This window comes from Streptomyces sp. NPDC025721, assembly GCF_055558595.1.
Genome location: NZ_JBVHMF010000004.1, coordinates 353,898 through 374,154, shown reverse-complemented (window position 1 = coordinate 374,154; position 20,257 = coordinate 353,898). Strand labels below are relative to the sequence as shown.

Sequence of the window (20,257 nt, the reverse complement as noted above, 5' to 3'; positions counted from 1 at the left end):
ATGGACTTCGACCGCACTGACGAGCAGCGCGCCCTGCGGGACGCCGTACGCGGTCTGTTGGGCACGGCCTACGCCACGGTCCAGGGTCGCCGTGACGCCACGGCCAAGGAGCCGGGATACGACGAGACCATGTGGTCCCGGCTGGCCGCGATGGGCGTCCTCGGACTGCCGTTCGCGGAAGAGGCCGGCGGCATGGGCGCGGGCCCGGTCGAAGTCGGCGTGGTGGCCGAGGAGATCGGGCGCGTACTGGCCCCCGAGCCCTTCGTCGAGGCCGTCGTCCTGTGCGGCGGCCTCCTCGCGCGGGCGGGCGGCGACGTGTCCGGCATCGCGGACGGCACCCTCCTTCCGGCGTACGTCGGCGGTCCCGGCGTCACGGCCCGGCGCCACGGCGAGCGCTGGGTGCTGGACGGCGGCGCCTCGCCCGTACTCAACGGAGCCCGTGCCGACCTGCTCGTGGTGGTCGCCGACGTCGGCGGAACACCGGCGCTCTTCACGACGGCCGGGGGTGAGCGGACCCCGTTCGGTACGTACGACGGGGGACGCGCCGCCCGGGTGACCTTCGGCGCGACCGCCGCCGAGCCGCTGGGCGATCCGGCCGCCGACGCGACCGGCGTGATCGCGTACGCCCGGGCCCGCGCGCAGGTGGCGTACGCCCACGAGGCGCTCGGCGCCATGGAGCGCGCGCTGGAGATCACCCGCGACTACCTGCGCGACCGCCGCCAGTTCGGGAAACCGCTGAGCGCCTTCCAGAACCTCACCTTCCGCGCCTCCGACATGTACGTCTCGCTCGAACTCGCGCGCAGCACGGTGCTGTGGGCGTCGATGGTGCTCGCGGAAAGCGACGAGAGGGAGCGGGAGGGCGGTCTGGCGGGGAGCGGCGCGGCCGAAGGCATCGAGGCGGCGTCGCGCGCCAAACTCCGGGCCGCCGAGTCCGGGCGGCACATCGGCCAGGAGGCGATCCAGTTGCACGGCGGGATCGGCATGACGATGGAGTACCAGGTCGGGCACTACGCGATGCGGCTCACCGCCATCGAGCACCTGCTGGGCGACCGGCGCCACCACCTCTCCCGCCTGGCGGCGGCGGTCGGCGACCACCGGGCCGTGAACCCGCTGCAATAGCCGGCGCCCGGCCGCCGCAGGAGCTGACGCACGAGCTGACGGACGAGTCGGCGGACGAGTCGTCCGATGAGCCGGTGGATTCTGTCGACAATCCATTAACCATGCTAATTTATTGCGCAATCCGAAAGGGGCCCCCATGGCAGGGTCGGTCACCACACACGAAGCCCGGCTCACCCACGACGGCGCGGAACCCCTCACCGCCGGTTCGTTCGAGGTGGCCGAACGGGAACTGCCCCCGGCGGTCGACGGCGAGATCCTCGTCGAGGTCCGGTACGCCTCCCTCGATCCCTCGCAGCGGATCCGGCTCCGGTCGGAGGGCGCCGGTTTCGTCCCGCCCGCCGGAGTCGTCGGCACCGTCGTGGAGTCCCGGAGCGACGCGTTCGATGTCGGGGACACGGTGACCGCGCCGGGCGCCTGGGCCACCGCGGTCCGCGTCCCGGCCGCGAGCGCCGAGCGGTACGACGCCCCGGAGGGCGTGGCCCTCCACCACGCGGTCGGTCTGCTCGGACTGACCGGTCTGACCGCCTACTTCGGGGTACGGCGGGTGCTCCGCCCGCGTCGCGGCGAGAAGATCGTCGTGACCGGCGCCTTCGGGGGAGTGGGCCAGGTCGCCGCGCAGCTCATCGCCGCGAGCGGCGCCGACGTCCTCGGCGTCGTGGGCGGCCCCGACAAGGCGCACGGCCTCAAGCGGCTCGGCATCACCGCCGTCGACCACCGGGCTCCGGACTGGACCGCCGAGGTCGACCGCTGGGCGCCCGAAGGGCTGCACGCGGTCTTCGACAACGTGTGGGGCGAGACGTCCGCGCGGCTGGTCGAGCGGCTGCGACCGCTCGGCCGCGTCGCCCTGTGCGGGCAGATGTCCGGCATCGGCGAGGCGGTGGTCCCGCCGCTGCCGCTGGACAACTGGTTCCGGCTGGTGACCCGTTCGCTGACCGTCCAGGGTTTCCGCGCGGCCGACTTCGCCGCGGAGAACGCCGACGCGCGCCGGGCGCTCGCGGACATGATCGCCTCGGGCGCCCTCGACCAGGAGATCCACCTGGCGCCCGGCCTGGCCGCCGCGGGCCCGGCCTTCGCCGACCTGCTCACCGGCCACGTCGTCGGCAAGCTCGTCGTAGCGGTGCGGGAGTGAGCGACGGTGCGGGATCACGCGGCGGTGCGGGAGTCAGTGACGGTGCGGGATCAAGCAGCGGTGCGGGACCGAGCGGAGGTACGGGCATGAGCAGCGGTACGAGCGCGGGCACGGACGCCCTGCGGGACGACGTACTCGCCCTGCTGGCCGGGGACGGCGACAGACTCGCGGACCCGTACCCCACCTGGAACCGGCTGCGCGAGGAGATCCCCGTCTGGAAGCAGGGCGACGTGGTGATCCTGAGCCGGCACGAGCACGTGCACCAACTGCTCGGGGACAACAACATCCTCTACAGCCGTCAGGGCACGAAGACCTCCGCGCGCTACGAGCGCGCCAAGCGGGAGTTCAGCCCGCACGGCAGCGCCGCCTTCGGCCGGGTCCTCGACCAGGAGTTCCACCAGTTGGTGCGGATGGACCCGCCGGACCACCCGCGGGTGCGGCGGGCGGTCCAGCCGCCGTTCTCGGCGCGCAATCTGGCCCGTGAGATGCAGGACAAGGTCAGCGAACGGGTCGACCGCAATCTGACCGCGCTGGCGGCGGGCGGCGGCGAGGCCGACTTCAAGAAGTTCGCGTACTCCCTTCCCCTCCAGGTGCTCGGCGACCTCCTGGGCATCCCGATCGACGACCTCGACATGGTCCACTCATGGGCCCAGAAGATCGCCGAGAACAAGTTCAACGCCGACTCCGAGAGGGCGGCGGTCGAGGCCGACGAGGCGTACCGGCACCTGATGACGTACATCGACGTGCTCGTGGCGCGCCAGCGGGCGAGCGGCTCCGAGACCGGCCTCGTGGCCGCCCTGCTGGAATCGGAGGACAGCGGCGTGGTCTCCCACGAGGAGGCGATGGCCATGATGGCGCTGATGATCTTCGCGGGACACGAGACGACCAGCAATCTGCTGGCCATCGGGCTGCTCGAACTGCTGCGCCACCCGGACCAGTGGGATCTGCTCGTCGCGGAGCCCGAGCGGGTCCCGGCGGCGGTGGAGGAGCTGCTGCGCTTCGTCACGCCCGCGCACTTCCTGCCGTACGTCGCGAAGGAGGGGCGGGAGGTCGACGGCGTCGCGGTCGAGGCGGGCGACACCGTCATCGGCGTGCTCGCCGCGGCCAACCGGGACCCCGCGGTCTTCGCGCGGCCGGACGAGCTGGACATCGCCCGCTCCGACAGCCGCGCGCACGTCTCGCTCGGCCTCGGGCCGCACTTCTGCCTGGGGGCCGGTCTGGCGCGGATGGAGGCGACGGCGCTGTTCGGCACGATCGCGCGCAGGTTCCCCGGCGCGCGGCCGGTCGAGGCCGACCTGCGCTGGGGCGGCCGTTCACTGCGTACGCCACTGGCCATGCCGGTCCGACTGCTGGGCTGATCGGATGCCGTGACGGCGGCCGATCCCGTGCCTTGACGGTGGCGGGCAGCACTCCTATCGTGTTATTTCACATCGCTAAATGAATGATCGGGAGGTTCCGGTGCGCTACCTCATCACGGGCGCGGGCAGTGGGATCGGACGTGCGGTGGCGACCCTGGCCGCGCGCGCGGCCGGGAGCGAAGGAGCCGGGCAGGCGCGGCTCGCGCTGCTCGACCGCGACGCCGGGGCCATCGAGGCGGTCGCCGCCGAACTCCGGGGGACCGGCGCCGAATGCCTGCCGCTGGCCGTCGACCTGAGCGACCCGGCGGCGGTCGGCAAGGCGGTGGAAGAGGCCGTCTCCGCCTTCGGCGGCCTCGACGCCCTCGTGAGCAACGCCGGGATCAGCTCGGCCGACCCGCTCGAAGACCTCAGCCTGGAGACCTTCCAGCGCACGTTCGACGTCAACACCCGCGCGACCTTCCTGCTGGCACGGGCGGCCTTCCCGGCGCTCCGCGCGTCGCGCGGTGCGATCGTCGCCACCGCGTCGATCTCCGCGACGCATCCGACACCGCCGCTCGGCATGTACAGCGCGAGCAAGGCGGCGCTGAAGATGATGGTCCAGCAGATGGCGGTGGAATGGGGCCGGTACGGAATCCGGGCCAACTGCGTCTCGCCCGGCCCGACGGACACCGGCCTGACCCGTAAATCGTTCGGCGACGCGGAGGACACGGCCGCGGCGGCGAACCGGCGCTACCGCGAAGCGGTCTCCCCCATGCGGAAGATCGCGCGCGCCGAGGACATCGCCGAGGCCGTGCTCTACCTCGCGGGTCCGCGCGCCGGGCATGTCACTGGCGTGGACCTGCCCGTCGACGGCGGCCTGTCGCTGACCGTCATGCCGCTCACGGGGGGCACACCCGGATACCGACTCGACGAGATCGCGCAGGAGGCGACGTCGTGATGACCGACACCACCGCTGGGACGCTGCCCGGATTCCTCTCCTCCGAGGTCGCGGCCGACCCCGACGCCTTCTACCGGCGGCTGCGGGCCGAGGCCCCCGTGCACTGGGACGACGGCTACCGCGGCTACCTGATCAGCAAGCACGCCGACGTCGGAGCCGCCTACCGCAACCCGCTGTTCTCCACCCAGAACTACGAGGTCAGCCTCCAGCCCGTCTTCGGCCGCTCGATGCTCCAGATGGACGGCGCCGAACACAGCCGCAAGAAGGCCCTGGTCACCCCGTACTTCCGCGGCAAGGGCCTGGAGAAGTGGGCGCCGGTCATCGCGCGCAATGTCGCGACGATCCTGGACCGCTCCGTCGCGTCGGCGTCCGCGCACCTCACCCGCGGCTTCCGGCCGGGCGACACCGTCGACCTGCTGGCCGACTTCGGCTACTACCTCCCGGTCTACGTGATCACCGACATGCTCGGGCTGCCGCACAGCGACTACGACCGGTTCTTCGACTGGTACAGCAGGCACGTGGCCTTCCTCGGCAACCTCGCCCGCGACCCGGAGATCGATGAACTCGGCCGCCGGGCCACCAAGGAACTCTGGGAGTACCTCGCCCCCGTGATCGAGGACCGCCGCTCGCACCTCGGCGACGACCTCATCTCCGGGCTGATCACCGCCGAGATCGACGGCGAGCGCCTGGACGACCTCGAAATCCTCACCCACGTCACGCAGTTGCTCAACGCCGGGTCCGAGACCACCGGCAAGGCGCTGGCCAGTATGTTCGCCTATCTGCTGCGCGAGCGGACGCTGTTCGAGGAGGTACGGGACGACCGCTCGCAGGTCATCCCCGCGATCAGCGAGACCCTGCGGATCAGCCCGCCGTCCCAGATGAACGGCCGCAAGGTCACCCAGGACGTCGAGGTCAAGGGCACCCTGCTGCCCGCGGGCACCCTGGTGATGCTCCTCATGGCCTCGGCCAACCGCGACGAGGACCGGTTCTCCGACCCGGACACCTTCGACTTCCACCGGCCCGACCTCGACCACGCCAAGACGTTCACCGCGGCCGGTGACACCTTCGCCTTCGGCTCGGGGCGGCACTTCTGCCTCGGCGCGATGCTCGCCAAGTCCGAGCTGGAGATGGCCTCGAACGTCCTGCTCGACCGGTTCCCCGGCATGCGCCTGGCCGACGGGTTCGAGCCCGCGTGGTCGGGCCTGAAGATGCGGTCGGTGGACAGGCTGACGGTGACCCTCTGAACGACCGGCCGCCGGGGCCGGGGGCGCGCGGGCGTGCCCTGTCGGCACTGCTGGTGTCCGCCGCCCTGGTCTCGGCGGCGGTCGTCACCCTCGGCGCCCCGCTCGTGCCGCGGGTCCAGCAGACCTTCGGCGTCGGCACCGAGGCGTCCCAGTGGTCGTACACGATCACCCTGCTCGTCGGCGCCACCTTGACCCCGCTGCTCGGCCGGCTCGCCGACGGACGGCGGCGAAGACCCGCGATGGTCGTGGTGTGCGCGCTGGTCACCCTCGGATGCGCGGTCTCCGCCGCCGGGACCCACTTCGGGGTCTTCCTGGCGGGACGCGCGCTCCAGGGCGTCGCGGTGGCGCTGGTGGCGATGACCATCGCGTGCGCCCGCGACCTGTACTCCGGTCCCGCGACGGCCCGCCTGGTCGCGCTGCTGTCGATCACCACGGCGCTCGGTGCCGGGGCGGCCTACCCGCTCACGACGTTCGTGGCCGACCACTTCGGCCTGCGGGCGGCGTACGGCGGCGCCACGGTGCTCGCGCTGCTCGTCACGCTCGCGGTGGCCGCCGGTCTGCCGCGAACGGTGCCGGTGGGCCGTGACGCGCCGCTGGACGTGCCGGGTGCGGTGGTCCTGATCGCCGCCACGGCGTGCGCGCTGCTGGCCGTCAGCCAGGGCAACTCCTGGGGCTGGTCGAGCGCCGGAGTGCTCGTCCTCGGCGCAGCGGCCCTCTGCCTGTCGCTGTGGTGGATCCGGCTCGAACTGCGCGCCCCCCACCCCTTGGTGCAACTGCGGCTCTTCGCCCGGCGCGACGTCCTCGCCGCGCACCTCACCGGCCTGCTGATGGGCGTGAGCCTTTACAACACCCCCGTCCTCATCACCCGCATCGGTCTCGCCTCCCGCGACACCCGGTACGGCGTGGGGCTCAGCCTCAGCGCGATCGGTGTGGTGATGGTCCCCATCGCGCTGTGCAACTACCTGAGCAGCCGCACCGCGACGGCGCTGGCGCGGGCCAGGGGCCGACGGGTCGCGCTGGCGTCGGGAGGCGTCGTCGGCGCGCTCGGGCCGCTGATGCTGATCGAGGTCGACGGGCACCTGGCGCTGCTGGTGGCCGCGGTCGTCCTGACGTCCTGGGGAGCGGGGGCGACCTTCGGCACGCTGCCCGGCCTCATCGTCGACTCGGTCGAACCGGGCGAGACCGGCAGCGCCACCAGCGTCAACATCCTGCTGCGGGCGGTCGGCGGCGCGGTGGGCAGCGCGGTCACCGCGGCGCTGATCGGCGCGGCCCACGGACCGGCGGGGGAGGCGACGACGACCGGGCTGACCTGGGCCGCGCTCGCCTGCGCCGCCACCTGCGCGGCCTCGGTCGTGGTCAGCTGCTGTGTGCCGAGCCGCCGCGCGCGCCGGTCAGAGCCGCGGCCGGCCGCCGTCGAACCAGTCCCACTCCCACGGGCGGATTGACAGCATCGGGGTGCTCAGCAGGACGTGCTCCGCGTCGCCGGGCGCGCTGTCCCGCCCGATCCAGTCGGGCCGCGCGTCCTCGACGCGGGCGCTTGTCTCCAGGACGTCGCCGTCGAGGTACAGCACGCGCACCGTCAGACCGTCGTCGGCGCTCCCGGCCGGTGACCCGAACCCGCCCGCGCCCTCGGCGAACCGGTACGTCGCCGCGCCCGCGACACCGGGCACCGCGAGCACCGCCGGGATCAACTCCCGGTCCAGCGCGGCGAAACGGGCCGCGCCCGCGGGCTCGGCGGGAGCGGCCGTCCTGGACAGCGTGAGGTGGACGCCCCGGTGCGGGCGGTGCGGGAGCGCCGCCGCCGCGACGAGGACGCGCGGGGCCGCGTACTCCTTGACCGGGTGGAAGAAGCCGACCGGGCGTCGTTCGGTCCAGGGCAGTTCGGGGCGGCGGCCCCACCACAGCGCGCGCTGGTTGAGGTCGGTCCACTCCCGCAGCGCGGACTCCAGCGGGGCACGGAACCCGTAGGCGACGGCGTACTGGACGGGTGCGTAGGCGTCGTCGCCGACATGGCCGGCCGCCGCGCACCGCGGGGTGCGGACCCAGCGGTCCCCCCAGGCGACGCCGGGGAGCAGCGCGTTCTCCGGCAGGTGGTCGAGCTGGTGCCACGCGTTGTACTCGGCGTGCCGGGTGGCGTCGTTGAGGTGCGTGAAGGTGAGGAAGAGCCGGTCGGTGCTCATATCGGGCGGCTTTCGGCCCGCGGCTCTTCGGCGGGCGCCCGCGACCACTCGCGCAGGACCGCGTCGTTGTCGGCGCCGAGCCGGGGCGCGGGGGCGGGCGTGTCCTGCCCCCATCCGGCCGACCGCGTGACCGGACCCGGTACGGGGAACACGCCGACGCCCGGCTGATCCACCTGGTGGAACAGGCCGTTGGCGGTCACCAGCGGATCGCGGACGAATTCGCCGACGGTCCGGTAGTCGCCCCACAGGACGTGCCCGGCGTCGAGCGCGGCGACGGCCTCGGTGTGGGTGTGCGCGGAGAACCACGGCGCGAGGATCGCCGAGATCAGGTCCCGGTGCTCGTACCGCGCCGCCTCGTCGCCGAAGTCCACGCCGAGCGTGCGCTGAAGGCTGTCGAGGACGGTACGTGTGCCGGTCAGTCCGACGAGCTTGTCCCAGTGCCTGGCGGTCAGGGCGACGACCATCACCCGGCGGCCGTCGCCGGTCGCGAAGTCGCAACCGTAGCTGCCGTAGAGGTAGTTGCCGTCGCGCAGCCGTCCCGCGCCGTTCACCACCGCGTCGGCGACGAAGCCGAGGTGGGCCATGGTCGCGGCGGCGACGTCGGCGAGGCTGACCTCGACGAGCCGGCCGCGACCGGTGGCGGCGCGTTCGGTGTGCGCCGCCAGCAGGGCCAGTGCCACGTGCAGACCGGTGAGGAGGTCCCAGGCGGGCAGGACGTGGTTGACCGGGAGCGAGGAGTCCACGGGTCCGGTGAGCCAGGGCAGGCCCACCTCGGAGTTGATCGTGTAGTCGACCGCCGGACGTCCGTCGCCGCGCCCGCCGATGTGGGCGACGATGACATCGGGCCTGACGCGGCGCAGTTCCTGGTAGTCCAGCCACGACTGGCCGACCGCGTTGGTGACCAGCAGGCCGTGGCCGCCGCCCGGTGCGGCCAGCAGTTCGCGCACCACGTCGCGCCCGGACTCCGACCGCAGATCGACCTCGACCGAGCGCTTGCCCTTGTTGAGCCCTGCCCAGTACAGGCTGGTGCCGTCCGCGCCGCGCGGCAGCCGCCGGGTGTCCGTGGCGCCGCCGACGGGATCCACCCGTACGACGTCCGCGCCGAGTTGGGCGAGCGTCATCGTCGCGGAGGGGCCCGCGACGTACGTCGACAGGTCGAGGACGTGGAGTCCGGTCAGCGGCCCGCTCATGCGAACGGGGAGACGTACGGGATGTTCTTGGCGGCGGCGGCCTCGGCGATCCAGCCGTCGATCTGCTCGGCCACCTCGTGCGAGACCAACTCGATCCACATGCCGGGGGATTCGGGGTTGTAGTGGAAGGTGGCGCGGCCGATGCCGCCGTCCTCGGCGACGCCGTTCAGCTCGCGCCGGTATCCCCTGGCCTCCAGCGCCGTCGCCGCGGCGCGCAGGTCGTCGGTGTAGTAGCCGAGGTGGTGGACCCTGCGCCCGCCCGTCACGTTGAGGTACGGCGCCGGGTCGATCTGCTCCAGCAGTTCGATGAAGTGCGGGCCCTGGAGCGAGTAGGTGAAGCGGACCTCGCGCCCGACGACGCCGTCGGGGCACTCCAGCGGAACGGTCGAGGTCAGCGGCGGTGCCCAGTCCAGGCGCAGGGCGTCGCCCATGGCCGTCATCGCCTTGTCGAGGCTGTCCACGATCATGCCGGTGTGGTACAGCCGGAGCAGCGGCTCGGTGCTCATGAAGGGCCCCTCTCTGTGGTCGGGCGACGAACGTTACATCATGCTAAGTAAATCCGGCAGTGCCGACGTGGGCCGACGCGGAAGGTTTCCGACGACCCCTTGACAGGGGTGATCCGCGACCTCAGTCTCATAGCAGTTAGCCATGTGAAAGATTCTGGTGCGGACCGTTCCTGGGCACAAGGGAGTGCGCAATGATCTCGCTGGTCGTGACCGGCCTCTCGCAGGCGGCGGTGCTGATTCCGCTGGTCCTGGCGGTGAGTCTGGTGTTCCGTGTGAGCGGCGTCGTCAACTTCGGCGCCGGGAACTTCTGCGTCTTCGCCGGTGCCGCGTGCGCCTCCTGGGGGGCCGGCAACAGCGGTCTCGGCGTCGTCCTGACGATCGTGGTCGGCGGTGTCCTGGGCGCCGCCTGCTACGCGATCGCGATCGTGCCCGCGCAGCGCAAGAAGGTGCCGGTCATCGGCCTGACCCTCGCCACCCTCGGCTTCGGACTCCTGCTCAACTTCCTGACCCGCACGTGGTTCGGCGGCGAGCCCTCGATCGTGCAGCCCTGGATCCACGGCTCGGTCTCGATCGGCAGTTACGAGACCTCCAAGCAACGGCTGCTGGTCATCGGCCTGTCGCTCCTCCTGCTGCTCGTGATGTGGTTCCTGTTCGACCGGACGCTCATCGGGCACCACCTGTCCGCCGTCTCCTTCGACCACGAACTGGCGCAGGTCTACGGCGTCCGCACGATGCGGTTCGAACTGCTCGCCTGGGTGGTCTCGGGCGCCTGCCTGGTCATCGGCGGCATCTTCCAGGCCTCGCTCGGCAGCGTCTCGGTCGACGTCGCGCCCACCCTCCTCGTCCTGAGCCTGGTCGGCGCCGTCATCGGCGGCCTCGGAAGTCTCTTCGGCGCGGTGGGCGGCGCCGTCGTGGCCGGCTTCGTGATGACCTTCACCGACCAGCACATCGCCGCCAGTTACCACCTGACCTCACTCTTCGTGATCCTGTCCCTGGTGCTGCTCGTGCGGCCGACAGGGCTGTTCACCTTCCGCGGAACGGCTGAGCGCGTATGAGCACCATCGGACTGGACAAGGCCGCACCGCGCGAGGTGAGCGGCGCCCCGAAGAAACCCGAAGGAATACGCAAGGCACTGACCTCGGTCTGGGCCAAACACGTCGCGGGCCCACTGGTCCTGGTGATCGTCGGACTCGTCGCCGGCGGCAACGACTACTACGTCCACCTGGCGTCCGCCGGAGTCATCGCGTACATCCTCACGACGGCCTTCAACATCGTCTACGGCTACGCGGGCATCTTCAATCTCTCGGTCGTCATCACCTACGGCGTCGGGGCCTTCACCAGCGTCTATCTCGAAGTCCGGTTCGGAATGCCGTTCTGGCCCGCGCTGCTGATCTCCGTCGCGGTCACCACCGTGCTCTCCGTTCTCGTGGCGGTTCCCACCCGAGGGCTCAACGAGCTGTTCCTCGCCATCCAGACGCTCGCCTTCGCGCTCGCGCTCGCCGAAGTCATGGTGAACTGGCACGAGTTCAGCGGCGGCACGATCGGCATCTACTCGATTCCGCTGCCCACGTTCTTCGGCCACCAGCTCATCAGCGGCTATCTCTCGTACTACTGGCTCGCCGCGTTCTTCGCGTGGCTCACGTACGAACTCGTCCTGCGCATCCACCTGTCGGCGATGCGGCGCAAACTGACCGCGTTGCGCGAGGGGCCGCGCGTGCTCGCCTCCGTGGGGGTCTCGCCCGACTCGACGCGGCTGGTCGCCTTCGCGATCTCCGGCGGCCTCGCCGGACTCGCCGGGGTGCTCTTCGCCCACTTCCAGCTCGTGATCGACCTGGAGACCTTCAGCTTCACCCGCCTGGTCGCGCTGCTGCTCGCCGCGATCCTCGGCGGAAGCGGCTACTTCCTCGGCCCGGTGTTCGGCGTCGTCGCCATCCTGGTGATGGACGAGCTGTCGCTGGCCACCAGCCAGGCCCAGGACCTGGTCTACGGCGTGGGCATCCTGGTGCTCGTCGTGCTCACCCGCGGCGGCATCGCGGGCGGCCTGGACAACCTCGTGAAGTGGCTGCTCAGGCGCCGACGGCCGGACGAAGCGGCAGAGCCCACCGGCGAGTTGGAGCCGCGGGAACCGGGCCTCGCCGTCGCCGAGACGGTGACCCAGGTGACCCACCGCCTCGCGGACTCGGTCAGGGCCGTGCACCGGGACGCACGGGTCGAGGTGCGCGGAGTGTCGGTCGCCTTCGGCGGCAACACCGCGGTCAACGATGTCTCGCTCTCCTTCGCGACCGGTGAGGTCATCGGACTCATCGGCCCCAACGGCGCGGGCAAGACCACGCTCCTGAACGCGATCACCGGGGACGTCCGGGCGACCGGCTCCGTGCGCCTCGGCGACGACGAGATCCTCGGCACGCCCGCGCAGAACCTCGTACGGGCGGGCATCGGCCGGACGTTCCAGAGCCCGAAGGTCATCCCCGAACTGACCCTGCTGGAGAACGTCATGCTCGCCGGGGACGGCATCGGCAGGGTCGGCTGGCTCCGCCAGTCGCTGCTGAGCCCGGCCGCCCGCAAGCAGGCGCTGGCCGGACGCGACCGGGCGATGACCCTGCTCACCGACCTCGCCCTCGCCGACCGCGCCAGGAGCCTGGCCGCGGACCAGCCGTACGGCGTGCTCCGCCTGGTCGAGATCGCCCGCAATCTGATGCTCGACCCGGCGTTCCTGCTGCTGGACGAACCCGGCGCGGGACTCACCGAGTTCGAACGCCAGGAGATCGCCGCGACCGTCCGCGCGCTCGGCGCCCGCGACCTCGGGGTGGTCCTGGTCGACCACAATCTTCCGCTGATCACCAGCGCCTGCGACCGCGTCTACGTCCTGGACCACGGCCAGGTCATCGCGGAGGGCCCGCCCGACGAGGTCTTCGCACAGCAAGAGGTCATCTCCGCCTACCTGGGGGTTCCCGGATGAGCACGCCGCTTCTCGACGTCACCGGCCTGACGGCCGGCTACGGCGACCACCAACCCGTACTCCACGACGTCTCCTTCACCCTCGCCGAGGGCGAACTGCTCGGCCTGGTCGGGATGAACGGCGCGGGCAAGACGACCCTGATGCGCGCCCTCAGCGGCGGCCTCAAGCCCCGGTCGGGGGAGGTCTCCTTCCAGGGCGAGCGGATGAACGGATTCTCGACGGCCGCCAGCGTCCGCAAGGGGATCGTGATCGTGCCGGAGGGGCACCGCGTCCTGCGCCCGCTCACGGTCGAGGAGAATCTGCAGATCTCCGCGATGCGGCTGAGCAGGCGTGCGGTGCGGCGCGCGATCGCCGAGAAGCAGGCCCTGGTCTACGAGTTGTTCCCGATCCTGGCGGAGCGCCGCACGCAGCTCGCGGGCCTGCTCTCCGGCGGGGAGCAGCAGATGCTCTCCCTGGCCCGCGCCGTCATCCAGCGGCCCAGACTGCTGCTCCTGGACGAGCCGTCGCTGGGGCTCGCCCCGGTCGTGATCGAAAAGATCTACGCGTCCCTGCGGGCCCTCCAGGCCGAGGGCATCTCGATGCTGGTCGTCGAGCAGAACAGCGACCGCCTGGCCAGGGCCAGCGAACGGCTGATCGTCCTGCGCGACGGCCGGATCGCCGCCACCGGCACGCCGTCCTCCCTCCAGGGGGCCGAGCTCAACGCCGCCTATTTCGGCTGAGCGGCCGGGTCGCCCAGGTGTCCGGCCGCAGGGCCATGGGTGATACTTTACTTGGCTAAATAAATCGCCCCACGTCCTTCGCCCACGTCCTTCGCGCGACATCCCTTCGCGCGACATCCCTTCGCCCGACCTTCCCCGCCCGAATCCCCGCCCGAATCCCCGCCCGAATCCCACGGTCCGATCTCCATCGCCCGACTCCCGAGGAGTTACGCCCCATGCTCACCGTTGACTACGCGGCACGACGCTCGATCGTCGAGCCGGACAGGCTGCGCCGCTTCTTCGGCGCCCGCAGTATCGCGGTCGTGGGAGCATCGCCGAGCTCCAGTTGGGCGCGCAATCTCCTCAACGCCCTCGAACTCGGCGGCGGGGTGCGGGACGTGCGCTTCGTCCACCCCAAGTACGACGAGGTGTTCGGCAAACCGACCGTCCCGACGCTGCGGGACCTCGAAAAGCCCGTCGACATGGCCTACATCATGGTCGGCCCGAGCCGGGTCGACGCCATCCTCGAGGACGCCGCCGCGGCGGGTATCAAGAACGCGGTCATCCTCGCCTCCGGATACGGGGAGTCCGGAGCCGACGGACGCGACCGGCAGCGGCGGCTGGCGCAGAGCGCGGTCGATCTCGACCTGACACTCATGGGCCCGAACACCATCGGATTCATCAACGCGGTGGACGGGGTGGTGCCCTGGGCCGTCGCCACCGAGTCCGCACCCGTGGCCGGTCCGGTCGGCGCCGTCTTCGAGAGCGGTTCGATGGCGCGGGCGACGTATCAGTTCGCCCAGGCGCACGGCGTGGGCTCCACGCTGTGGGCGTCGGTGGGCAACTCGGCCGTACTGACCAGCCTGGACGTCCTCGACTACCTGATCGAGGACGAGAGCACCCGCGCCATCGCCCTGTTCCTGGAGACCGTGCGCGAGCCGGACCGGCTCTTCGAACTCGGCACGAAGGCGCTGCGGGCGGGCAAGCCGATCGTGGTCTACAAGGCCGGGCGGAGCGAGGAGGGCATGCGCTCCGCCATGGCGCACACCGGCGCCATGGCCACCGACGACGCCGTCGTGGACGCGGCGTTCCGGCAGGCGGGCATGGTCCGCGTCGAGAGCGTCGAGGAACTGGTCGCGACCGCCGGGGTGTTCGGCTACAGCCCGCGGCTCCCGGACGGCCGCCGCATGGGCGTCGTGACCTCGTCCGGCGGCGGCTGCAACATCATCGCCGACCTCGCCTCGGTCAACGGCCTGGCCCTGCCCGGCTGGCAGGAGGACACCGGCGCCAAACTGGCCGCGCACCTGCCGGAGTTCGCCTCGATCCTCAACCCCCTCGACACCACCGGCTTCGGCCACGCCCGCGCCAGACCCCGGCCGACGAAGGCCGAGGACGACCTCATGGAGATCGCGGTCGAGGACTCCGGGATCGACTTCATGTTCTCGATGATGACGCCACTGCCGGACGAGCGCCCCGAGGACCCGACGTTCATCGAGAGCCGGATGAAGATCATCGGCGAGATCGTGGCCGCCTCGCCCGTACCGGTCTTCCTCTCGTCCAACACCTGCCTGGACATCTCGCCGTACGCCCTGTCGCTGCTCTCCGAGAACAAGCTGTTCCTGCTGCCCGGCGTCGACCTCGCGATCACCTCCCTCGGGCATGTGGCCCGGTGGGTCGAGCAGCGCGACGCGCTTCGGGTGACGGCGAGCGGGACCGGGGAAGTGCCGCCCGCCGCGGTCGGCGACGGGCCGACGGCCGGCACTTGGGCGGAGGACGAGGGGCGGGCCCTGCTGGAGGCGGCCGGTGTGCCGATCGTCCCGGCCGTGCTCGTCCACTCCGCGGCCGAGGCGGCGGGCGCGGCGGCCAAGGCCGGCGGCCCGGTGGCGATGAAGATCTGCTCGCGGGCCGTCGCGCACAAGTCCGACGTCGGCGGAGTCGTCCTCGGCGTCGAGGGCGCCGGGGCCGCGGCGACGGCGTACGACTCGATCACGGCGACGGTGGCGCGGAACGTCCCCGGCGCCGACCTGCGCGGTGTGCTCGTCTCGCCGATGCGGGAGCCGGGACAGGAACTCCTCGTCGGCGTCACGGTCGACTCGACCTTCGGGCCGGTGCTCGCGGTGGGCCTCGGCGGCATCTGGGTGGAGGTCATGAAGGACACCAGCCTGCGGGTGCTGCCCGTCGACGCCCGCGAAGTGCGCCGGATGCTGGGGGAGTTGAAGGGCGCCGCCCTGCTGCGCGGCGCACGCGGCAGCACGGCCGCCGACCTCGACGCGCTGAGCGAGGCGATCGTGGCGATCAGCCGGGCCGCCCTGTCGGTCGGACCCAGCCTGGACACCCTGGAGGTCAACCCCCTGCGCGTCAACGGCAGTCGGGTCGAAGCGCTCGACGTACTCGTCACGGCCACGGTGGGGGAGGACGCATGACCGCGCCCGACATCGAGCGCGCGACCGCGCCTGTGGACGGAACCGGCGTCGAGCGTACGACCGCGCGTGAGGACGGAACCGGCGTCGAGCGTACGACCGCGCCTGAGGACGGAACCGGCGTCGACCGCGCGACCGCGCCTGTGGTCACTCCGGACACCGTGCCCCAGCCCGCGCCCGGCGCGCCCGAATTCCTCGCCGGAGCGCTCGACGGGATCAAGGTCCTCGACCTCACCCGCTTCCTCCAGGGCCCCTACGCGACCCGCATCCTCGCCGACCTCGGCGCGGAGGTCGTCAAGGTGGAGCGGCCGGGCGGCGAGTGGGACCGGCGGCTGCGCCAGGCCCCGGACGGATACGCCGGGTTCTTCACCGGCCTCAACCGCGGCAAGAAGTCGATCGCCGTCGACATCACCACCCCCGAGGGCCGCGACATCGTCAAGGCCCTCGCCCGCGAGTGCGACGTCGTCGTGGAGAACTTCCGGCTCGGCGTCATGGAGAAGCTGGGCCTGGGCTACGACACCCTGCGCCAGGAGAATCCGGGCATCGTCTACGCCGCCGCGTCCGGCTACGGCCCCCTGGGCCCGCGCGCCAAGGAGCCGATGTTCGACATGGTCGCGCAGGCCGTCTCCGGCCTCTCGGACTTCGTCCGCACCCCGGACGGGGCGCCCCGGCTCGCCAGCCGCGGGATGGCCGACTCGGCCGGCGCCGTCTTCCTCGCGATGGGCATCCTGACCGCGCTCCTGGCCAAGGAGCGCACCGGGCGCGGCCAGCGCGTGGACGGCTCGCTCGTCGGCTCCTGCCTGGCCATGCACACCGCCGAGGTCACCATCGCGCTGCACGGCGACGAGGTGAAGCGCACCCAGGGCCGTGTGACGTCGACCTCGGGCGCGTTCCGCTGCGGGGACGACCGCTGGATCGTCATCGGCGCCACCGACCAGAAGGTGTGGCACGGGCTGACCGCGGCCCTTGGCCGGCCTGACCTGCGCGACGATCCGCGGTTCGAGAAGAGCAGGATCCGCGAGCGGCACCGCGACGTCCTGGAGCCGGTCCTGGAGGAGATCTTCCTGACCGCCGACCGGGACACCTGGGTCGAGCGGATGCGGGACAACGGCGTACCCGTGGCTCCCGTCAACACCTTCGTCGAGGCCGCCCGCGACCCCGACGTCCTCGCGAACGGCTTCGTCGTCGAGCAGCCGGACGCGACCTGGGGGACCGTCCGCACCGTGGGCAACCCGTTCCTGCTCAGCGCCACCCCCGCGCGGGTCGGCGACTGGACACCGGAGCTGGGCGCCGACACCCGCGACGTACTCGCGCGCCTCGGCGTCCCGCAGGACCGTATCGACGCGCTCGTCGCGGACGGCGTGGTCGAGCAGGCGCGGCCCGCGCACGCACCGTCGGATTCGCCCCGAGCAACGGAAGAGGTGGGCAAGGCGTGAAGTACGGAACCCCGGAGAGCATCGCCGCCGCGGCGCGACAGGTGCTGTACGAGGCCGACCCGGCGTCCGGCATCGCGTATCTGACGCTGAACCGGCCGGAGAAGCACAACGCCATGAGCGTGCCCATGCGCGACCGAATCATCGAGTTGATGGCGCTTGCCGGGGACGACCCGACGGTGCGGGTCATCGTGATCCGGGGCAACGGGAAGTCGTTCTGCAGCGGCAACGAGATCAACGAGCAGTGGGGCCAGAAGCGCCCGCACGAGCGGCGCCGCACCCTGACGGTCGGCTACCGGTACGGCGCGGACATGGCGTGGGGCCGACTGGGCTTCAGCCAGGCGATCTCCCGCTCTCCGAAGGTCACCGTCGCCCAACTGCACGGCTACTGCGCCGCGGCGGCCTACTTCATGATCGCGTGCAAGGCCGACGTGGTGACGGCCGCCGAGGACAGCAGGATCGGCGCGCTCGAAGCGCGCTTCCTGGGCCCGGCGGGCGCGGTCGCCAGCGTGCACATCAACCGCATCCTGGGCATGAAGGCCGCGCGCCGCACCGGCTTCACCGCGATGCCGATGAGCGGGACCGAGGCGCACCACCTCGGCCTCGTCGACACCGTCACCCCGGCCGCCGAACTCGCCGCGGCCACACGGACGATCGCGGCCGACCTCGCCGCCCGGCCCCCCGGCCACCTGCTGTACCTGAAGTCGCGGCTGCGCGCCGCCGAGGGCGCGATGGACACCAGCGTCCCCTCGATCACGGGGCTGTTGGTCTCGCACTTCCTCCAATCGGGCCCGGACGAGATGGACTTCTGGAAGACCGCGAGAGACGTCGGCGTTGGCGGCGCGCTCGACGCCGACAAGAAACGCAAAGGCGCGGCCGACCCCCGCCTGGGGGTGAAGGGATGAGCGCCGTCGACCTCCGCGTGGCCGACGGCCGCGCGTACATCGAGGTGGAGAGCTTCGCCCCGCTGACGGCCCATGACCCCGCCTTCGCCGCCGAGTTGGCCGCGGCCGTCGTCGAGGCGTCGGACGACGACCACGTCAAGGCGATCGTGCTGCGCACCACGGGGCCCGACTTCGCGCCGGAGGCGGCCACCGGATTCCCGTCCGCGGCCGAGGCGCCGACCACCTGGCACCGCGCCTTCGCCGCGTCGACCGCGGTCTACCAGGCGACCTGCTTCGCGAAGAAGGTCGTGATCGCCGAGGTGCGCGGGGCGTGCCACGGGGCGGGCACCGCGCTCCTGCTCTGTACCGACCTGGCCGTGGCGAGCGAGGACGCCGTGTTCGGCTCGCCCTTCCTCGATGTGCCCGAGGCGAATTTCGTCCTGGCCGCGCTGACGGTCCGGCTCAACCGCGCCAAGTCGTGGCTGCTCAGGGGGACCGTCCACGACGCGGCCACCGCCGGGCGGATCGGGCTGGTCAACCGGGTCGTCCCGGTCGGCCGGCTCCGCGCGGAGGCCGTGTCGATGACCGCCGCCGTCATCGGCATGCCGCTGGACGGCATGACGATGTCGAAGATGCTCCAGCAGGCCGTCTACGACGCGCACGGCGTGGGCCGGGAGTTCGACCTGGCCGACCACTACGCGATCCACCGCGCGGCGGTCGGGTCCGGTCTCACGGAGGAGAGCGCATGAGCGAGGGCCGGGTCGAACTGGGCAAGGACCACGAGAACCACATCGCGACCGTCACCGTACGGCGTCCCGCGACGGGCAACCTCATGACCCGCGCCATGGCCGAGCAGTTCGCGGCCCACCTTGCGGACGTCGACCGGGACGACGACGTGAAGGCCGTCCTGATCCGCGGCGAGGGCGACGACCTGTGCGCGGGCTGGGACCCGGCCGACGCCTGGGACCAGTACGTGCAGGCGCCCGGCGGATCGGTGCGCAAGCACCCGAGCCAGCGGGCGCGGCTGATCGCGCTGGACGAGGCGTGGTGGGGGAGCACGGGCCTGTACAGCCGGCTGCTGCACTGCCGGAAGGTGACGGTCGTCGAGGCGCGTGGCCGCTGCTGGGACACCGGCCTCTACCTGGCGCTCTGCGCGGACCTGGTGGTCGCGGGCGAGGACGCGACCTTCGGTTCCCCCCGGTGGCACAACGTCGGGGTGGACGGCGACATGTCGCTGCTGTTCGCGACGGTCGGCCTCAAGCGGGCCAAGGAGTTGATGTACTGCAACGTGGCCTGGTCGGCGCGGACCGCGCTCGACTACGGTCTGGTCGACCGCGTCGCCGAGGACGCGCCACGGGGGGCGGCCGAACTCGCCGCCATGTGCGCGTCGATCATGCGGGACGGCATCGTCACCGAGAAGTACGCCGTCTTCGCGTCGCTGGAGAAGCTGGGCGTCGGGCTCTCGTTCGCCGCGACCACCGTCGTCGGCGCCTCGCTGAGCAACATCCACTTCCAGCCGGGCGAGTTCAACTTCCTGCGGGAGGTGCGTCGCGAGGGCGCCGAGGCGGCCCTGGCACGCTCACGCGAGGAGGTCGAGATCCGCTGACCGCCACCTACGGCCGGTGCCCGCCGGCCGCCGCGGGCCGGGGGACGTCAGGGGCGGCGCGGCAGCTCGGGGTCGCAGAGCCGCTCCAGGGCGGGCAGCGCGGTGAGCAGGCTCTCCAGCTCCGTGTCGTCCAGCCGTCCCAGGTGCTCCTCCAGCCAGACCTCGCGGCTCTTGAGCACCTGCTCGCGCTCGTCGGCGCCGCTGGGCGTCAGCTCGATCAGCGCCGCCCTGCGGTCGGCGGGGTCGGCGGTACGGGAGACGTAGCCGAGTTCGATGAGGCGGTTGAGCGACCTGGTCACCGACGGCGGGGAGACCCTTTCCGACGCCGCCAGCTCGCCCGCGGAGACGGGCTGGTTGCGGCCGATGTTGAAGAGCAGCGAAATGAGGGCATAGCTCAGACCGTCGTCATTCTGCTGCCGCAATACCCGTCCGAGGCGACCGAGGGTCATCCGCAGGCGCGTCAGATCCTCGCGCCGGATGGCGTGCTCGTGCTTGACGCGGTCGACAGAGCCGTTAGTGGTCGTGGTCATCCTTACCCCGAATCTGGGCGTTCGCCTCATCAACTTCGCGCTGCTAAGTATGCGCCCGGCGGGC

General features: G+C 71.8%; 18 protein-coding genes. 14 read left to right on the top strand and 4 right to left on the bottom strand.

The window, feature by feature from the left end:
* The 6 genes from ACZ4EF_RS09535 (at position 1) to ACZ4EF_RS09510 (ending at position 7,232) form a co-directional block, all read left to right on the top strand.
* Positions 1-1,119 (top strand): acyl-CoA dehydrogenase family protein, encoded by a 1,119-nt coding sequence (locus ACZ4EF_RS09535; protein WP_467503677.1) that lies wholly within the window; start codon positions 1-3, stop codon positions 1,117-1,119.
* 136 nt (positions 1,120-1,255) lie between these two features.
* Positions 1,256-2,248 (top strand): zinc-binding dehydrogenase, encoded by a 993-nt coding sequence (locus tag ACZ4EF_RS09530; protein ID WP_401719040.1) that lies wholly within the window; start codon positions 1,256-1,258, stop codon positions 2,246-2,248.
* Positions 2,249-2,334: 86 nt separating this feature from the next.
* Positions 2,335-3,606, top strand: coding sequence for a cytochrome P450 (locus ACZ4EF_RS09525; protein ID WP_401856409.1), 1,272 nt, complete (start codon positions 2,335-2,337; stop codon positions 3,604-3,606).
* A gap of 79 nt (positions 3,607-3,685) precedes the next feature.
* Positions 3,686-4,543: an SDR family NAD(P)-dependent oxidoreductase gene (locus ACZ4EF_RS09520; RefSeq protein ID WP_467503674.1), complete on the top strand. Its 858-nt coding sequence runs from the start codon at positions 3,686-3,688 to the stop codon at positions 4,541-4,543.
* Positions 4,543-5,787, top strand: a complete 1,245-nt coding sequence (locus ACZ4EF_RS09515) for a cytochrome P450 (RefSeq protein WP_391046059.1) — start codon at positions 4,543-4,545, stop codon at positions 5,785-5,787. The genes ACZ4EF_RS09520 and ACZ4EF_RS09515 overlap by 1 nt, the downstream gene beginning before the upstream one ends.
* A 53-nt stretch (positions 5,788-5,840) precedes the next feature.
* On the top strand, positions 5,841-7,232 hold the full coding sequence (locus tag ACZ4EF_RS09510) for an MFS transporter (RefSeq protein WP_355342481.1): 1,392 nt from the start codon (positions 5,841-5,843) through the stop codon (positions 7,230-7,232).
* Here the strand turns inward: ACZ4EF_RS09510 and ACZ4EF_RS09505 are convergent.
* From ACZ4EF_RS09505 to ACZ4EF_RS09495, 3 genes are read right to left on the bottom strand one after another with little or no spacing between them, the layout of a single operon-like run.
* Positions 7,179-7,967: a hypothetical protein gene (locus tag ACZ4EF_RS09505; RefSeq protein WP_391046057.1), complete on the bottom strand. Its 789-nt coding sequence runs from the start codon at positions 7,965-7,967 to the stop codon at positions 7,179-7,181. The two genes, ACZ4EF_RS09510 and ACZ4EF_RS09505, sit on opposite strands and share 54 nt — an antisense overlap.
* Positions 7,964-9,157, bottom strand: coding sequence for a CoA transferase (locus ACZ4EF_RS09500; RefSeq protein ID WP_467503671.1), 1,194 nt, complete (start codon positions 9,155-9,157; stop codon positions 7,964-7,966). The genes ACZ4EF_RS09505 and ACZ4EF_RS09500 overlap by 4 nt, the downstream gene beginning before the upstream one ends.
* Positions 9,154-9,663 (bottom strand): VOC family protein, encoded by a 510-nt coding sequence (locus ACZ4EF_RS09495; protein WP_467503669.1) that lies wholly within the window; start codon positions 9,661-9,663, stop codon positions 9,154-9,156. Before ACZ4EF_RS09495 ends, ACZ4EF_RS09500 begins: the two co-directional genes overlap by 4 nt.
* Positions 9,664-9,854: 191 nt before the next feature.
* Here ACZ4EF_RS09495 and ACZ4EF_RS09490 point away from each other — a divergent pair, with 191 nt between their 5' ends.
* The 8 genes from ACZ4EF_RS09490 (at position 9,855) to ACZ4EF_RS09455 (ending at position 19,663) form a co-directional block, all read left to right on the top strand.
* Positions 9,855-10,718, top strand: coding sequence for a branched-chain amino acid ABC transporter permease (locus tag ACZ4EF_RS09490; RefSeq protein WP_355342471.1), 864 nt, complete (start codon positions 9,855-9,857; stop codon positions 10,716-10,718).
* Entirely contained in the window at positions 10,715-12,622 is a 1,908-nt protein-coding gene (locus tag ACZ4EF_RS09485) for a branched-chain amino acid ABC transporter ATP-binding protein/permease (RefSeq protein ID WP_467503667.1), read from the top strand. The genes ACZ4EF_RS09490 and ACZ4EF_RS09485 overlap by 4 nt, the downstream gene beginning before the upstream one ends.
* Entirely contained in the window at positions 12,619-13,341 is a 723-nt protein-coding gene (locus ACZ4EF_RS09480; RefSeq protein ID WP_355342465.1) for an ABC transporter ATP-binding protein, read from the top strand. Before ACZ4EF_RS09485 ends, ACZ4EF_RS09480 begins: the two co-directional genes overlap by 4 nt.
* A 215-nt stretch (positions 13,342-13,556) precedes the next feature.
* A complete protein-coding gene (locus tag ACZ4EF_RS09475) occupies positions 13,557-15,743 on the top strand; it encodes an acetate--CoA ligase family protein (protein WP_391163028.1) in 2,187 nt (728 codons plus the stop codon).
* Positions 15,740-17,176, top strand: a complete 1,437-nt coding sequence (locus ACZ4EF_RS09470; protein ID WP_467503664.1) for a CaiB/BaiF CoA transferase family protein — start codon at positions 15,740-15,742, stop codon at positions 17,174-17,176. Before ACZ4EF_RS09475 ends, ACZ4EF_RS09470 begins: the two co-directional genes overlap by 4 nt.
* Entirely contained in the window at positions 17,173-18,078 is a 906-nt protein-coding gene (locus tag ACZ4EF_RS09465) for an enoyl-CoA hydratase/isomerase family protein (RefSeq protein ID WP_355342456.1), read from the top strand. The genes ACZ4EF_RS09470 and ACZ4EF_RS09465 overlap by 4 nt, the downstream gene beginning before the upstream one ends.
* Positions 18,075-18,806 carry an enoyl-CoA hydratase/isomerase family protein gene (locus ACZ4EF_RS09460; protein WP_467503662.1) on the top strand — a complete coding sequence of 244 codons (732 nt, stop codon included), beginning with the start codon at positions 18,075-18,077 and terminating at the stop codon, positions 18,804-18,806. The genes ACZ4EF_RS09465 and ACZ4EF_RS09460 overlap by 4 nt, the downstream gene beginning before the upstream one ends.
* The gene (locus ACZ4EF_RS09455; RefSeq protein WP_391163033.1) at positions 18,803-19,663 is read left to right on the top strand and encodes an enoyl-CoA hydratase/isomerase family protein; all 861 of its coding nucleotides are present in this window, start codon (positions 18,803-18,805) and stop codon (positions 19,661-19,663) included. The genes ACZ4EF_RS09460 and ACZ4EF_RS09455 overlap by 4 nt, the downstream gene beginning before the upstream one ends.
* A 47-nt stretch (positions 19,664-19,710) precedes the next feature.
* Here ACZ4EF_RS09455 and ACZ4EF_RS09450 read toward each other — a convergent pair whose 3' ends face one another.
* A complete protein-coding gene (locus tag ACZ4EF_RS09450) occupies positions 19,711-20,193 on the bottom strand; it encodes a MarR family winged helix-turn-helix transcriptional regulator (protein WP_355342447.1) in 483 nt (160 codons plus the stop codon).
* Between the last annotated feature and the right edge of the window lie 64 nt (positions 20,194-20,257).